The 14271-nt window shown below is 70.9% G+C and carries 15 protein-coding genes; 6 read left to right on the top strand and 9 right to left on the bottom strand.

The window, feature by feature from the left end:
* Positions 1-12 precede the first annotated feature (12 nt).
* The 4 genes from ACIO3P_RS33370 to ACIO3P_RS33355 all read right to left on the bottom strand — a co-directional run bounded on the left by ACIO3P_RS33370 (position 13) and on the right by ACIO3P_RS33355 (position 4654).
* Positions 13-966: a zinc-binding dehydrogenase gene (locus ACIO3P_RS33370; protein ID WP_329829356.1), complete on the bottom strand. Its 954-nt coding sequence runs from the start codon at positions 964-966 to the stop codon at positions 13-15.
* Between the two features lie 104 nt (positions 967-1070).
* Positions 1071-2657, bottom strand: coding sequence for an alkaline phosphatase D family protein (locus ACIO3P_RS33365; protein ID WP_329829355.1), 1587 nt, complete (start codon positions 2655-2657; stop codon positions 1071-1073).
* Positions 2654-3232, bottom strand: coding sequence for a phosphoesterase (locus ACIO3P_RS33360; RefSeq protein ID WP_329829354.1), 579 nt, complete (start codon positions 3230-3232; stop codon positions 2654-2656). The genes ACIO3P_RS33365 and ACIO3P_RS33360 overlap by 4 nt, the downstream gene beginning before the upstream one ends.
* A 204-nt stretch (positions 3233-3436) precedes the next feature.
* A complete protein-coding gene (locus ACIO3P_RS33355; protein WP_401851750.1) occupies positions 3437-4654 on the bottom strand; it encodes an NADP-dependent malic enzyme in 1218 nt (405 codons plus the stop codon).
* A 476-nt stretch (positions 4655-5130) separates the two neighbouring features.
* Here ACIO3P_RS33355 and ACIO3P_RS33350 point away from each other — a divergent pair, with 476 nt between their 5' ends.
* Genes ACIO3P_RS33350 through ACIO3P_RS33340 form a run of 3 tightly spaced genes read left to right on the top strand, consistent with a single transcriptional unit; the run spans position 5131 to position 7844 of the window.
* On the top strand, positions 5131-6087 hold the full coding sequence (locus ACIO3P_RS33350) for an ABC transporter substrate-binding protein (protein ID WP_329829353.1): 957 nt from the start codon (positions 5131-5133) through the stop codon (positions 6085-6087).
* A gap of 36 nt (positions 6088-6123) precedes the next feature.
* Entirely contained in the window at positions 6124-7086 is a 963-nt protein-coding gene (locus tag ACIO3P_RS33345) for an amino acid ABC transporter permease (RefSeq protein ID WP_329829352.1), read from the top strand.
* Positions 7087-7091: 5 nt separating this feature from the next.
* On the top strand, positions 7092-7844 hold the full coding sequence (locus ACIO3P_RS33340; protein ID WP_329829696.1) for an amino acid ABC transporter ATP-binding protein: 753 nt from the start codon (positions 7092-7094) through the stop codon (positions 7842-7844).
* Between the two features lie 259 nt (positions 7845-8103).
* On the opposite strand, the gene ACIO3P_RS33335 is transcribed toward ACIO3P_RS33340, so the two are convergent.
* Entirely contained in the window at positions 8104-8886 is a 783-nt protein-coding gene (locus ACIO3P_RS33335; protein WP_401851229.1) for a class I SAM-dependent methyltransferase, read from the bottom strand.
* A 97-nt stretch (positions 8887-8983) separates the two neighbouring features.
* Between ACIO3P_RS33335 and ACIO3P_RS33330 the strand changes: the two genes are divergently transcribed.
* Positions 8984-9613: a CGNR zinc finger domain-containing protein gene (locus ACIO3P_RS33330; protein WP_329829350.1), complete on the top strand. Its 630-nt coding sequence runs from the start codon at positions 8984-8986 to the stop codon at positions 9611-9613.
* On the opposite strand, the gene sodX is transcribed toward ACIO3P_RS33330, so the two are convergent.
* The gene (gene sodX, locus ACIO3P_RS33325; RefSeq protein ID WP_329829349.1) at positions 9517-9969 is read right to left on the bottom strand and encodes a nickel-type superoxide dismutase maturation protease; all 453 of its coding nucleotides are present in this window, start codon (positions 9967-9969) and stop codon (positions 9517-9519) included. The genes ACIO3P_RS33330 and sodX overlap by 97 nt on opposite strands.
* 149 nt (positions 9970-10118) lie before the next feature.
* Here sodX and sodN point away from each other — a divergent pair, with 149 nt between their 5' ends.
* The gene (gene sodN / locus ACIO3P_RS33320) at positions 10119-10514 is read left to right on the top strand and encodes a superoxide dismutase, Ni (protein WP_329829348.1); all 396 of its coding nucleotides are present in this window, start codon (positions 10119-10121) and stop codon (positions 10512-10514) included.
* A 182-nt stretch (positions 10515-10696) separates the two neighbouring features.
* Here the strand turns inward: sodN and ACIO3P_RS33315 are convergent, their stop codons facing one another.
* Positions 10697-11887, bottom strand: coding sequence for an MFS transporter (locus tag ACIO3P_RS33315; RefSeq protein ID WP_401851232.1), 1191 nt, complete (start codon positions 11885-11887; stop codon positions 10697-10699).
* Positions 11888-11966: 79 nt separating this feature from the next.
* On the opposite strand from ACIO3P_RS33315, the gene ACIO3P_RS33310 reads away from it, so the two are divergent.
* Positions 11967-12356, top strand: a complete 390-nt coding sequence (locus tag ACIO3P_RS33310) for a MerR family transcriptional regulator (protein ID WP_329829341.1) — start codon at positions 11967-11969, stop codon at positions 12354-12356.
* A 115-nt stretch (positions 12357-12471) separates the two neighbouring features.
* Here the strand turns inward: ACIO3P_RS33310 and ACIO3P_RS33305 are convergent, their stop codons facing one another.
* Together ACIO3P_RS33305 and ACIO3P_RS33300 are read right to left on the bottom strand one after the other, a co-directional pair.
* Positions 12472-12870 carry a RidA family protein gene (locus ACIO3P_RS33305; RefSeq protein ID WP_329829340.1) on the bottom strand — a complete coding sequence of 133 codons (399 nt, stop codon included), beginning with the start codon at positions 12868-12870 and terminating at the stop codon, positions 12472-12474.
* A 134-nt stretch (positions 12871-13004) separates the two neighbouring features.
* Positions 13005-14003, bottom strand: a complete 999-nt coding sequence (locus ACIO3P_RS33300) for a LysR substrate-binding domain-containing protein (RefSeq protein WP_329829339.1) — start codon at positions 14001-14003, stop codon at positions 13005-13007.
* Between the last annotated feature and the right edge of the window lie 268 nt (positions 14004-14271).

Below are 14271 nucleotides of genomic sequence, written 5' to 3'. Positions count from 1 at the left end.
CGGACGGAGACTTCAGACCGTCAGGACCACCTTCCCGAACAGGCCGCCCGCCGCCATCCGCTCGAAGCCCTCGCGCGCCCGGTCCAGCGGCAGCACCTCGTCGATCACCGGCCGCACCCCCGTGAGCGCGCAGAACGAGAGCAGGTCCTCCAGCTCGTCCCGCGACCCCATCGTCGAACCCACGACCCTCAGCTCCAGGAAGAAGATCCGGGTCAGCTCGGCGTGGTCGGGGCGGTCGCCGCTGGTCGCGCCCGAGATCACCAGGGTGCCGCCGCGCCGCAGGCACTTGACGGAGTGCGACCAGGTGGCCGCGCCGACCGTCTCGATGACGGCGTCCACGCGGTGCGGCAGCCGCGCGCCCGGCTCGTACGCCGCCACCGCGCCCAGCTCCACCGCACGCGCCCGCTTCGCCGCGTCACGGCTCGTCGCGTACACCCGGAGCCCCGCCGCGCCGCCCAGGACGATCGCCGCCGTGGCGACCCCGCCGCCCGCGCCCTGGACCAGGACCGAATCCCCGGGCCGCACACCGGCGTTGGTGAAGAGCATGCGGTACGCGGTCAGCCAGGCCGTCGGCAGACAGGCGGCCTCCTCGAAGGACAGCTCGGCGGGCTTGGGCAGGACGTTGGAGACCGGTACGGTGACGCGCTCGGCGAACGTGCCCTGGTAGTGCTCGGTGAGGATCGAGCGCGGCTCGGTGCCGTGGTCGCCCCCGCCGATGACGGAGTGGACGACGACCTCGTTGCCGTCCTCGTCGAGTCCGGCGGCGTCACAGCCGAGGATCATCGGCAGCTTGTCCTGGGAGAGGCCCACCCCCCGCAGCGACCACAGGTCGTGGTGGTTGAGGGAGGCGGCCTTCACCGTGACGGTGGTCCAGCCGGGGCGTGACTCGGGGGCCGGGCGCTCGCCCAGCTCCAGGCCGTCGAGGGGGTGGGCGAAGTCCGTGTGGGCTGCGTAGGCGGCAAACATGGCCCCGACGATAGGGCGGCGGGGCGCCGGACGGGACCGTACGGGCCGGTGACACGTACGACACGCGCCCCGGCCCGCCCCCGTCCACCCGGCTCCGGAGGGTCTCAGTCCCTGCGGTACTGCGCGGGCGAGTTCCTCGTCGCCGGGTCCTCGTACGCGCCCACCGTGCCCCGGTCGACATGGAAGGTGGTCAGGGTGGAGACGGGCGACACCGGGTCCCGGCGGTCCTCGATCACCCGCATGTGGGTGGAGAAGCGCTCCGGTGTCACCTCGTACACGTCGTACCCGTACCGGTTCCCCTCGAAGTACTGGAGGTGCGGGTTGGCGCGGCCCATGAGCGGGCCGTTGGCCGCGTTCCACCCCGCGTCGTACGCGCTGGAGGTCACCGAGTGCGCCGTGAACTCCGTGCCGATGACGGGTGATTCGGGGTTGTCGTAGTCCGGCCGGATGTCGTCCACGAAGGCCGAGTGCCAGTCCCCGGTGAGGACGACCAGGTCCTCCAGACCGCTCGTACGGACATGCTCCAGGACCTCCTTCCGCTCGGCGAGGAAGCCGTCCCACTGGTCGGTGAACATGTACCGGCCGCCGGGCGAGCCGCGCAGTTGGCTGAGCATGATCGAGTTGCCCCAGACGTGCCAGGAGTCCGGGGCCCGGTCGACGGTCCGCTTGAGCCACGCCTTCTGCTCCGCGCCGAGGATCGTGCCGTCGGCGAGGTTCTGCGCGGAGCGGTACTGGCGCAGGTCCAGCACCGCCAGCTCCAGCAGATCGCCCCAGCGGCGCACCCGGTGGATCTCCGGGTCGGGCAGCGCGGTCGAGGCGCCGTCGCCGTCACCCGCGTCGCGGTGCGGCAGGTGCTCGTACCACGCCTGGTAAGCGGCGGCCCGGCGCTGGAGGAACGGCGCGCCGCCGCCCGTACCGCTGTAGTCGTTGGCCACCTCGTGGTCATCCCAGGTCAGGAACCAGGGGTGGGCGGCGTGGGCGGCGCGCAGCGAGGGGTCGCCCTTGTAGAGCGCGTGGCGCTTGCGGTAGTCGGCGAGCGTCTGGATCATCGGGCCGTTGTTGTCACGTACGACGTCGCCGCCCTCGGGCCCGTACTCGTAGATGTAGTCGCCGAGGTGGAGGACGAAGTCCAGCCGCTCACGGGCGATCCCGCGCAGCGCCGCGTAGTAACCCTGCGGGTAGTTCTGGCAGTTGGCGGTGGCGAAGCGTACGGAGCCGACGCGTCCGGCGGGCGCGGTCCTGGTCCTGCCGGTGCGGCTGGTCCGGCCCAGCGCGCTGAACGCGTACCAGTACGTACGGCCGGGGCGCAGCCCGGTCACCGGTACGTGCACGCTGTGCGCGAGCGTCGCGGACGCCGGGACCGTGCCCCGGGCGACGACCCGGCGCAGCGCGCGGTCCTCGGCCACGACCCACCGCACCTCGGCGACCTCGGGCAGCGGCTGCTCGCCGGGCTCGGCGAAGGGCTCGGGGGCGAGCCGGGTCCACAGCACGACGCTCGTCGGCCGCGGGTCGCCGGAGGCGACGCCGAGGGTGAACGGCGCGGTGTCGTACGTCGAGCCGAGCGCGGCGGCGGCCTCGCGGGCCTGCGCGGGCGAGAGTCCGGCGCTCAGCGGCCAGACGGTGCCGAGCGCTCCGGCGGCTCCGGCGGCCTTGAGCAGGTCGCGCCGGTTCAGTCCCGTGGTGGCGTTCACGGCCGCACCCCTTCGGCGTGGAGGGTCAGGGAGATGGCGTCGGCGTAACCGTCGTTGGAGGTTCCGGAACCCGCCCTGGTGAACACCAGCAGCACCCGCGCCGACCGCGCGCCGGGCGGTACGGCGGCCCCGGCGGTCCGCTCCACGAGCGCCGTACGGCCGCCGCGTTCGGCGGCGGTGACCGGGCCGAGCACGGAGAGCGCGACCGGGGTGCCCCGGCCGTCGCGGAACTCCACGGAGAGCCTGGCGCCGTCCTCCTGCGCCGCGTACCCGCCGAGCCAGGCGGACACCGCGTACCGCACCCGCCCCGCGTCCACGGCGGCGCGGCCGGTGGCGCCCCGCGCGGGCAGCGGTACGTCCTGGACGAGCGCGGTGCGCGGGCTGTTCCCGCCGGAGAAGAACCGGCTGCCGCGGCGGGCGGGGCCGGGGTCGCCGGGGGCCGGGTAGCCGTTCCCGTAGGCGTACGCGACGAGGGCGGGCGTCCCCTGGCGCACGGACCAGCCGTCGACCGATGCCACCGGTTCGGCGTTCCCTCCCGGCCCGCTCTCGGCGTCCCCGTTCACAAGCAGGTTCACAAGCGCCTCCTGATGCCGTGGTCAACGCCAGGCATCCCAGCAGCCGCACATGAACCGGTAAAGGCCGCCTGCCGAACTTTCGCGCGCACGCGAGCGCCGGACGGTCCGACCGTGGTCGGCCCGTCCGGCGCTCATGCCTCTCCGGGAATCACCGGACGCGTATACGAGGACGCGTATACGAAGGCGCGTATACGAAGGCGGGCGTCAGCGGCGCGCGACGCCCTCCGCACGGGCCGCCGCGGCCACCGCCGCCGTCACCGCAGGGGCCACCCGCTCGTCGAACGGCGAGGGGATGACGTAGTCGGCGGCCAGCTCGTCGCCGACGACGTCCGCCAGCGCGTCCGCCGCCGCGATCTTCATGGCCTCGGTGATCCGGGAGGCCCGCACCTGGAGCGCGCCCGCGAAGATCCCGGGGAAGGCGAGCACGTTGTTGATCTGGTTCGGGTAGTCGCTGCGGCCCGTCGCCACGACCGCCGCGTACCGGTGCGCGATGTCCGGGTGCACCTCGGGGTTCGGGTTGGCCATCGCGAAGACGAACGCGCCGGGCGCCATCGAGGCGATCGCCGGCTCGGGGACCGTACCGCCGGAGACGCCGATGAAGACGTCGGCACCGGCGAGCGCGGCCTCCAGCGAGCCGGAGAGGCCCGCGCGGTTGGTCAGGGCCGCCAGCTCGCGCTTGACGTCCGTCAGGTCGTCGCGGTCGGCGCTGACGATGCCCTTGCGGTCGGCCACGGCGACGTCGCCGACGCCCGCCTCCAGCAGGAACTTGGCGATGGCGACGCCCGCCGCGCCCGCGCCGGAGATGACGGCGCGCAGCTCGCCGAGGGTGCGCCCGGTCAGTTTCGCCGCGTTCCGCAGGGCGGCGAGGGTGACGACGGCGGTGCCGTGCTGGTCGTCGTGGAAGACGGGGATGTCCAGCCGTTCCTGGAGCCGGCGCTCGATCTCGAAGCAGCGCGGCGCCGAGATGTCCTCCAGGTTGACCCCGCCGAAGGAGGGCGCGAGCCGGACGACGGTCTCGACGATCTCGTCCGTGTCGGTGGTGGCGAGCGCCAGCGGCACCGCGTCCACCCCGCCGAACTGCTTGAACAGGATCGCCTTGCCCTCCATCACGGGGAGGGATGCCTCCGGTCCGATGTCGCCGAGCCCGAGCACCGCCGTACCGTCCGTGACGACGGCGACGACCTGCGACTTCCAGGTGTAGTCGTGCACCAGCTCGGGCCGCTCGGCGATCGCGCTGCAGACCTTCGCCACACCGGGTGTGTACGCGAGGGACAGGTCGTCCCGGTCCCGCACCGGCACGGTGGCCTGGATGGCCATCTTGCCGCCGCGGTGCAGCGCGAAGGCCGGATCGAAGGGCTCCTCGGAGGAACCTTCCGCCCCGTCCACGCTGCCGTCGCGATGATTGACGATCTCCGCTGCCATGTAGGTGACCCCTTGTGTCTTCATCGGTTGAGGGTGTCCACTCCCCGGATGAGGAGGAGTGGGTGGGCACCGCATCCGTACCTGCACCGACGTGCGTTTGTACGGAGCGGGCGCGTCGCACACGCGCGCCGCGGCGGTGTCCGCGCGCGGTCCCCCACGGTGAGATGACTCATAGCCGCTTATGCCAGGCAATGCCGCATAATGCCGACACTTCCGGAAAGCAGATGAATCACGCCCGGTAAGGGATACGGACCGGAGATTCTACGGCCGCAAGAAGGTGTCTCGACAGAAGGTCCGGCTGTGATGGGCTGCCTCGTCGATGTCGCGGGGATCTCCCGTTACCCGATTTTGACATGCCCGGCGCTCTTGGGGGGACCGTCCGAATGGCAAGATGCCACTCATCACACTAGGTCGCGACACTCGAAGACGCGTGCTCGGCCATTGGCAGCTCCCTCATCCGCCGGAGGACCCTGATCATGACCGCAAGCACCACCTGTCGTACGACCACCGCGAAGTCCCGGATGGCCGCGGTTGGCGCGATCGCGGTCGCGGGCACCCTGCTGCTCACCGCCTGCGGTGACCAGACGAAGAGCGGCGCCGACTCGGGCGGGGCCTCCTCGTCCGCCGCCAAGGCCCCCCTCTTCGACAAGCTGCCGAAGGAGATCCAGAGCAAGGGGGTCGTCAAGGTCGGCTCCGACATCGCGTACGCGCCGGTGGAATTCAAGGACAAGAACGGCGCGATCGCCGGTATCGACCCGGACATCGCCGCCGCGCTCGGCAAGCAGCTCGGCGTGACGTTCGAATTCGAGAACGCCACCTTCGACACCCTGGTCACCGGCCTGCGCGCCAAGCGGTACGACATCGCCATGTCCGCGATGACCGACACCAAGGACCGGCAGGAAGGTGTCGAGGACGGCAAGAAGGTCGGCGAGGGCGTCGACTTCGTCGACTACTTCACCGCGGGCGTCTCGATCTACACGCCGAAGGGCAAGGACCAGGGGATCAAGACCTGGACCGACCTCTGCGGAAAGAAGATCGTCGTGCAGCGCGGCTCGGTCTCCGAGGACCTCGCCAAGAAGCAGGCGGGGGAGTGCCCGGCCGGCAAGAAGCTGACCATCGAGTCGTTCGACAACGACCAGCAGGCCCAGACCCGGCTGCGCGGCGGCGGCGCCGACGCCGGTTCCTCCGACTCCCCGATCGCCGCGTACGCCGTGAAGACCTCGGGCGGCGGCAACGACTTCCAGTTGGTCGGCGAGCCGGTCGAGGCCGCGCCGTACGGCATCGCGGTCTCCAAGGACAACAAGCAGCTCTCCGGCGCCATCCAGACGGCCATGAACGCGATCATCAAGAACGGTGAGTACGCGAAGGTCCTCGCGAAGTGGGGCGCGGACTCCGGCGCCGTCACCGAGGCCACGCTCAACGGCGGCTCGTGACCGTGAGGGAGGCTGGGCGCTGAGAGGCATACATCTGTGACTATCGACATCGACAAGGCGGACCCCGCCGGCCCCACGGGTCCGCCGACCGCCGGTCCCGCGGCCATCAAGGCCATCCCGGTCCGGCACTACGGGCGGTACGTGGCCGGCACGGTCGCCGTCGCCCTGCTCGCGACGCTCGTCTACGCCTTCTCGCAGGGCAAGGTGAACTGGGCGGCGATCCCCGACTTCTTCTTCGACGGCCGGATCATCTCCGGTGTCTGGCACACCCTGCTGCTCACCGTCCTCGCCATGCTGATGGGCGTGGTGCTGGGCGTGATCCTCTCGGTGATGCGCCTGTCGAAGAACCCGGTGACGTCCTCCGTCGCGTGGTTCTACATCTGGTTCTTCCGCGGGACGCCGGTCTACGTACAACTGCTGGTCTGGTTCAACCTCGGCCTGGTCTTCCAGTACATCAACCTCGGCCCGATCTACAAGGACTACTGGTCGTCGTTCATGACGCCGTTCCTGACGGCGCTGCTGGGGCTCGGCCTGAACGAGGCCGCGTACATGGCGGAGATCTGCCGGGCCGGTCTGCTCTCCGTCGACGAGGGCCAGAGCGAGGCGTCGCACGCGCTCGGCATGAGCCAGGGCAAGACGCTGCGGCGGGTCGTGATCCCGCAGGCGATGCGGGTCATCGTGCCGCCGACGGGCAACGAGGTCATCAACATGCTGAAGACCACCTCACTGGTCTCGGCGGTGCAGTATCCGGACTTGCTGAGAGCGGCGCTGGACATCGGGCAGACCTCGGGCGCGGCGGCGGAGATGCTGTTCCTCGCCGCGGCCTGGTACCTGATCCTGACCACGGTCTTCAGCATCGGCCAGTTCTATCTGGAGCGGTACTACGCGCGCGGCTCCAGCCGCTCGCTGCCGCTCACGCCCTGGCAGAAGGTCGTCAGGACCCTGTCCGCCGTGTCCCCCTCCTCAACGTTCCGTCGATCCCCTAAGGCGGTCTCATGAACGCCATGGTGCAGGCCCAGGCCGTACACAAGTCCTTCGGCGCCGCGCACATCCTCAAGGGCATCGACCTGGAGGTGGCGCCGCGCGAGGTGTTCTGTCTGATCGGCCCTTCGGGCTCGGGGAAGTCGACCTTCCTGCGGTGCATCAACCACCTGGAGAAGATCAACGCCGGGCGGCTGTACGTCGACGGCGAGCTGGTCGGCTACCGCCAGAAGGGCGACAAGCTGTACGAGCTGAAGGACAGCGAGGTCTCCAGGAAGCGCCGGGACATCGGCATGGTCTTCCAGCGCTTCAACCTCTTCCCGCACATGACGGCGATCGAGAACGTCATGGAGGCGCCCGTCCAGGTACGGGGCGAGGCGAAGGCCGTCGCCCGCGCCCGCGCGGAACGGCTGCTGGACCGGGTCGGTCTGGCCGACAAGGCGGCCAACTACCCGTCGCAGCTCTCCGGGGGCCAGCAGCAGCGGGTGGCGATCGCCCGCGCGCTGGCGATGGAGCCGAAGCTGATGCTCTTCGACGAGCCCACGTCGGCGCTCGACCCGGAGCTGGTCGGTGACGTCCTGGACGTGATGCGCGACCTCGCTGCGGACGGCATGACGATGATCGTGGTGACGCACGAGATGGGCTTCGCCCGCGAGGTGGGCGACGCGCTGGTCTTCATGGACGACGGCGTGGTGGTCGAGGCGGGCCATCCGCGCGACGTACTGACCCACCCGCAGCACGAGCGGACGAAGTCGTTCCTGTCGAAGGTCCTCTGAGGTCTTCCGAAGCCCTCGGAGGACCTTGAGTCCTCCGAGGCTCCGGGGCCCTCCGGAAGGTCCTCCGAGGCCCCCCGCGGCCTCCGAGATCCTCTGAGGTCCTCCGAGACCCTCCGATACGGAGAGGGTGCGCCGGGTCTTCCCCGGCGCACCCCCGCACCCCCTGTCGAAGCCTCTTCCCTCTTCCCTCTTCTCCCTCTTCCCTCTTCCACCTGTTCACTTCACCACCGACATCGACCAGGACGGCCGGCGATTCCCGCTATTTCAGCGCGAGGACGAGCGAGTCGGACGGCGAGGACCAGACGGCACGGGCCTCTCCGAAGCCGGCCTCGCGCAGGGTGCGCGTGTGCCACTCCACCGACGGGGTGTCCCCGTCCGCGTGCTCGCCGAAGATCCGGAAGCGCTCGGCGGTCGGCTCCGCGAGGACGGGGTCCTGGCCCGCCAGCTCCCACCACCGCGGCCAGTCGACCGCGCCCGCGGCCTTGGCCCGCTCCATGACGAGGTGCCGGTGGGCGCGCTCGGCCTCGTTGATCCGGGGTGTGGACGCGTCCGGCATATGGTCGGCGTTCATGAAGACGCCGCCCTCCCTGACGACCCCCGCGAGCTGCCCGTACAGCCCGGCCAGCGGCTCCGGGTCGAGCCAGTGCAGGGCGGTGGCGGTCAGGACGGCGTCGTACGTGCGGTACGGCAGCAGCCCCGTCCAGGCAGGGTCCTTGAGGTCGGCGGTGACGAAGGTGACCCGGGTGTCCCCGGCGAAGGTGCCGCGGGCGATGGTGAGCAGGGCGGGATCGAGATCGACCCCGGTACTGACGGCTCCGGGGAACCGATTCAGCAGTCTGTCCGTGATACTTCCCGTACCGCAGGCGAGGTCCAGCACCCGCGGTTCGGGGCCCACCGTGGCCTCGACCATGTCCAGCATCACCCGGAAGCGCTCCTCCCGGTCCGGGAGGTACCACTCCTGCTGGCGGTCCCAGCTCTCCTGCCAGGCCCGCCAGTCGGTCGCGGCGGCCCTTCCACTCCCCCTGGTCCCCGTCTCCGTCATGACACCCTCCCCACACCTCGGTAATACCCTGGAACCGTAAAGGGCTATTACTCCCCTCGCCCGCTCAGACCCTAGACCGCTTCCGTAAGGACTACAAGTGGAACTGGCCTCTTACTCGGACAATGCCGTACGCCTGGTGAACACCGAGGAACCGGCCCGCGGCACGGACACCCTCACCTCGGTCGAGGCCGTGCGTGCCCTCTTCGGACCCAACTCGCAGGCGGCCCGCCGCGCGACCGACGCCGACGTGACGCGCTTCCGTTCCGTACGGACACGGCTGCGGGCCGTCTTCACCGCCGCCGATTCGGGCGAGGCCACCCAGGCGGTGGACCTGCTCAACTCCCTGCTGCTGGAGTTCCCGGTCAGCCCGCAGATCTCCGGGCACGACCTCCTCGACGACGAGGGCCATCCCCGCTGGCACCTGCACCTCGCGGAGCACCCGTCGAACGCGACGGCCGGGTACGCGGCGACCGCGGCCATGGGCCTCGCCTTCCACCTCACGGAGTACGGCGTCGACCGGCTCGGCCTCTGCCAGGCGGCGCCGTGCCGCAACGCGTACCTCGACACCTCCACCAACCGCTCACGCCGCTACTGCTCCGACCGCTGCGCGACCCGCGCCAACGTCGCCGCCTACCGGGCCCGCAAACGCCTGGAGAACGAGCGCTCCGCGAGCACCGGACGCACCCCGCGGACCAGCCAGGAGACCACCGCGCGCGCCGAGCGCTGATCGCCCAGCGGCCGGTACCGCGCCCTGACCCGCCCCAGCAGCAGCTCCTCGGGCACCGCCCCGAACACCCGGCTGTCCCCCTCGGCGCCCGGATTGTCCCCGAGCACCCACCATCCGCCGTCGCGCCGCTCGGCCAGCCGCTTCACGATGAGCAGATCCTGCTGCAGCGGATGCCTCAGCACGGCCACGTCCCCGGCCCTGACCGGGGCGCCGTAGTGGACCAGAAGCTGATCGCCGTGTCTGAGCGTCGGATACATGGACGGCCCGGTCACCTCCGCGATCCCCCACGGCACCCGCGGCTCCCGCCCCGGCACCGGCTCGGGCCCCAGCCCCGGCACCTGCCCCAGTTCCGTCATACGGCACCTCCCGGTCCCACCGTACGTTCCGCCGCCGGTCCCCCACCGAACCGGACTTTTGTCCTAAGCCCTAGGGGGCACTCGCGAAATACCTCTTCTCACGGAGTAATGTCCCACCTGAGAAGACGATCACGAGGAAGGACCGCACCATGCTTTCCCGCCTGTTTGCCCCCAAGGTGAAGGTCAGCGCCCACTGCGACCTCCCCTGCGGCGTGTACGACCCCGCCCAGGCCCGCATCGAGGCCGAGTCCGTCAAGGCCGTCCAGGAAAAGATGGCCGGCAACGACGACCCCCACTTCCAGGCGCGCGCCACGGTCATCAAGGAGCAGCGCGCCGAGCTCGCCAAGCACCACGTCTCGGTGCTGTGGAGCGACTACTTCAAGCCCCCGCACTTCGAGAAGTACCCGGAGCTGCACCAGCTCGTCAACGACACCCTCAAGGCCCTCTCCACCGCCAAGGGTTCGACCGACCCGGCGACGGGCCAGAAGGCCCTGGACTACATCGCCCAGGTGGACAAGATCTTCTGGGAGACCAAGAAGGCCTGACGTTTGCCCAGGCTGTCCGACCTGCTGTCTCGCGGGTCGCACCGCCTACCTGTCCGCACCCGGTCCGCAGGCCGCCAGAACGGCGTCCATGACGGAGCGGGTGCGGTCTTCTTTGCCAGGCCACAGGTGCGCGTGGACCTTCTCTGAAGGTGAGCAGGATCTTGCGGTGAGTGGAGGGGGAATCAGGCGGCGATCGTGGCTTCGGGTTCGGCGTCCTTCGCCGACGTCCGTGTCCGGGGCAGGACGAGATAGGTGAGGGCCAGTCCGATGAGGCTCAGTACCGCGCCCGCCAGGCCGGTCCATCGCAGAGCGCCGGCGGCGACGAGCGCGCCGCCGATGACCGAGCCGGCTGCGGCCCCGAGGTTGAAGGCGCCCACGTTGACGGAGACCGCCAGGTTGGGGGCGGCGCCCGCGTGGTGCAGGATCAGTCCCTGCAGCGGGGCGATGGTCGCGGTGGCGAGCAGGCCGAGTACCAGGACCGCGGCCACGGCGGTGGGCTGCCACACCACGGTGAACGGGACGAGCAGGAGCGTCCCCGCCAACCCGCCGAAGACCCCGCGTACGGTGGCGCTCATCGACTTGTCGGTCAGCTTTCCGGCGGTGAGGTTGCCGAGGAAACTCCCCGCGCCGTAGGCGAGCAGCAGACCGGAGACCGCCGCGGCGGAGAAGCCGGAGACGCGGGTCAGCAGCGGGGCGATGTAGGTGAACACCGTGGCGACCCCGGAGAAGCCCACCGCGGTGGTGGCGATGGCGAGCATGACCGGCCGACGTGCCACTACACGTATCTCGTCACGCAATCGCGTGGACGGTGCCTCCTGCCGGGGCAGTACGGCGGCCAGGAGCACGGTGCCCACCAGGGACAGAACGGTCAGCACGGCGAACGGAGCCCGCCATCCGGCGCCCTGCCCGAGGAGTGCCCCCAGAGGCACTCCGAGGAGCGTGGCCACGGTGAAGCCGCTGGCCACCGTGGCGATGGCCGAACCCGTCCTCTCGGCCGGTACCACCCGGGTCGCCGTCACCAGCGCCAGGGCCAGGAACGCGGCGTGGCTGAGCGAGGACACCACGCGGCCCACCAGAAGCAGGCTGAACGACGGCGCCACGGCGCTGATCGCGCTGCCCGCCGCGAACAGCAGCATCAGGCCGATGGCGAGCCCCTTGCGTGGCAGACGCGCGGTCAGCAGCGCTATGACGGGCCCGCCGACCACCACTCCGAGCGCGTATGCGGTCACCGCCTGTCCGGCGGTTCCGACGGGGACGTCCAGATCAGCTCCGACCTGGGGCAGCAGCCCGGCGATCAGGTACTCCGAGGTACCCACGACGAAGACGTTCGCGCACAACGCAGCGAGCGTCGCGAAACCCTTGTTCACGGTCATGCCGCCGACGCTAAAGTCTCACATCGGTATGAGAGTCAAGGCGAGCGGGCCGTGCCCGGCCGGCCGTGAGGAGGTCGTTGTGCGCATCGGTGAGCTGTCCCGGCGGACCGGCGTGGCCGTGCACCTGCTGCGCTACTACGGGGAGCAGGGCCTGCTCCACCCGCAGCGGCGCCCCAGCGGTTACCGGGAATACGTCGAAGAGGACGTTGCCGTCGTCCGCCGCATCCGCAGCCTGCTGGCCGCCGGCCTGAGCACCTCGACGATCACCACGGTCCTGCCGTGTCTGCGGGACACCGGCGACCGCCTCGTCCCCACCTGCTCGGACCTGCTCACCGACCTCCACCAGGAGCGCGACCGCATCGCTCAGGTCATCAGCGACCTCCAGGCTTCCATGGACGCGCTCAATGACGTCATCGCCGCGGCCCCGGCCGACGTCACGCGCCGGGCACTGGCCTCACCCGGCGTATGAACGAATCGGCTCGCACGAACGGTCCTTTGCCCGAGCAGGATCAAACCGAGCCGGACGGAAATCAGCAGTCGGTACCCGAGATATCGGAGATATCCGAGGTGCCCGGGTTACCCGATCAGGGGATCTCCGCCACCGCCGTGATCTCCACGAGCTGGCCCGTGTAGCCCAGGCACGCCACCCCGACGAGTGTCGACGCGTGCGGGCCCAGGGTCAGGCCGCCCGCGCGGACCACCTCCCAGACGCGGCTGAGGTCCGCCGGGTCCTGGGTCGCCCCGTACACCGTGGTGGAGACGACGTCGGCGAGGCCGCAGCCGATGGCCGCCAGCGCGCTCTCCAGGTTGGCGAGGACCTGTTCCGTCTGGGCGACGAAGTCGTCCGGGCCGACCAGTTTGCCGTCGCTGTCGAGCGGGACCGCGCCGGCCAGGAAGGCCAGTCGGCGGTCCGTTTCGACGATCGCCGCGTGGGCGTAGTCCGGCGGCGGGAAGAGGCCGGGCACGGTCATGCGGTGGGCCATCTCAAATCTCTCCTCAAGTCGCCCCTGGGGTGTCCACCTGGGGATACGGCTGAACACCCCGGCCTGCTCAGTGTGATCGACCCTATTCGTACCGTCGAACGGTTTCCTCCGCCCCCCGGACGGGGGTACGGGGGTCAGGCCGCCGGGGCGTGGAGCAGGGGGCTCTTGTGGCGGGTGAGCCAGCGCCGGTAGTCCACCGCCCGTAGCGCCGCCTCCCGGTACGCCGCCTCCAGGTCCGCGAACACCGCGGCTTCGAGGGCGCGCCCGCCGAGGGCGCCGGCGTCGCCGAGCGCGCCGTCCGCGTGCGGGAACCGCGAGAAGAGCAGCAGCCGGACCGCCAGCGGGTCGTCCCGCAGCGGCCGGATCACCATGTCGTCGCGGGGGCCCGAGGTGGGCTGGCAGGGCGCGACCGCCTCGCCGACCGCGATCAGTGAGGCGGCGGTGAGGTAATCGCCCTGGAGGACCCGGGGGTTGAGACCGGCGGCGCCCAGTACCCGGCGCAGCCCGTCCCATTCGCCGTCCACCGTCGGGTCGACCATCCAGCGGTCCCCGGCGAGGTCGGCCAGTTCCACGATCTGGCGGGCCGCCGCCGGATGGTCCCGGGCCATGGAGACGAACTGCGGTTCCCGCTCGACCAGGACGCGCCGGGCGAGCCCGTCGGGGACGGCCAGCGGGCAGCCCTCCACCTCGTGCACGAAGGCCACGTCGAGGTGGCCCGCCGCGAGCATCCGCAGCAGCGCGCTGGGCGAGACGTCCATGTGGAGCGAGATGTCCGTGCCGGGCAGCCGGTGCCGGAGCCTGCGCAGCCAGCCCGCGAGGGCGCGGCTCGCGGTGGAGCCGACGCGCAGCCGGGGCCCGGCGCTGCGGTCGGCCGCCGCGCGCGCCTCGGCGACCAGGGTGGCCATCGCGGAGACGAGCGGCCTGGCCCGGCTCAGCACGGAGTGGCCCAGCGGGGTCGGCCGGCAGCCGGTGCGTTCGCGGGAGAACAGCTCGGCCCCCAACGCGTTCTCTATGCGCCGCAGTTGCGTCGTGAGGGACGGCTGGCTCATCCCCAACTGGCGGGCCGCTTTGTGCAGGCTGCCGGTGTCGGCGATGGCGCACAAGGCGCGCAGGTGTCTCACCTCCAGCTCCATGCCCAGAGAGTAGAGCGGAGGTCTGAGCCGCACCAGATGGTCAAATCGCAGTAATTCGAGTCTGATTCGAAGAAATACCGCCAGGATTCTACGCGGGGTGATGCGTCGGCGGGGAGGCACCAGGAGGCGGGGCGGGAGGTGGGGTGGGAGACCTGGCGGGAGACGCGTCGGGTGATGCGCTGGTGTTATCGGCGGCTGACATCATCCGCGCCGGGGCGAACTCATCGAGACTCTGCGGTACCCGAATCCGTTCACCGGACGAGCAGGA

This window comes from Streptomyces sp. NPDC087310 (assembly GCF_044744405.1).
Taxonomy (GTDB): Bacteria; Actinomycetota; Actinomycetes; order Streptomycetales; family Streptomycetaceae; genus Streptomyces.
The sequence above is the reverse complement of the archived record's forward strand: the minus strand, read 5'-3'. Positions and strand labels throughout refer to the sequence as shown.

Bases quoted from the DNA above. Each gene is read 5' to 3' on its own strand.
- sodX (WP_329829349.1), bottom strand. From the start codon at position 9,969: ATGACGGAACTGGGGCAGGTGCCGGGGCTGGGGCCCGAGCCGGTGCCG.
- ACIO3P_RS33315 (WP_401851232.1), bottom strand. From the start codon at position 11,887: ATGACCGTGAACAAGGGTTTCGCGACGCTCGCTGCGTTGTGCGCGAAC.
- ACIO3P_RS33335 (WP_401851229.1), bottom strand. From the start codon at position 8,886: ATGACGGAGACGGGGACCAGGGGGAGTGGAAGGGCCGCCGCGACCGAC.
- ACIO3P_RS33370 (WP_329829356.1), bottom strand. From the start codon at position 966: ATGTTTGCCGCCTACGCAGCCCACACGGACTTCGCCCACCCCCTCGAC.
- ACIO3P_RS33340 (WP_329829696.1), top strand. From the start codon at position 7,092: ATGGTGCAGGCCCAGGCCGTACACAAGTCCTTCGGCGCCGCGCACATC.
- ACIO3P_RS33350 (WP_329829353.1), top strand. From the start codon at position 5,131: ATGACCGCAAGCACCACCTGTCGTACGACCACCGCGAAGTCCCGGATG.
- sodN (WP_329829348.1), top strand. From the start codon at position 10,119: ATGCTTTCCCGCCTGTTTGCCCCCAAGGTGAAGGTCAGCGCCCACTGC.
- ACIO3P_RS33300 (WP_329829339.1), bottom strand. From the start codon at position 14,003: ATGGAGCTGGAGGTGAGACACCTGCGCGCCTTGTGCGCCATCGCCGAC.
- ACIO3P_RS33355 (WP_401851750.1), bottom strand. From the start codon at position 4,654: ATGGCAGCGGAGATCGTCAATCATCGCGACGGCAGCGTGGACGGGGCG.
- ACIO3P_RS33305 (WP_329829340.1), bottom strand. From the start codon at position 12,870: ATGGCCCACCGCATGACCGTGCCCGGCCTCTTCCCGCCGCCGGACTAC.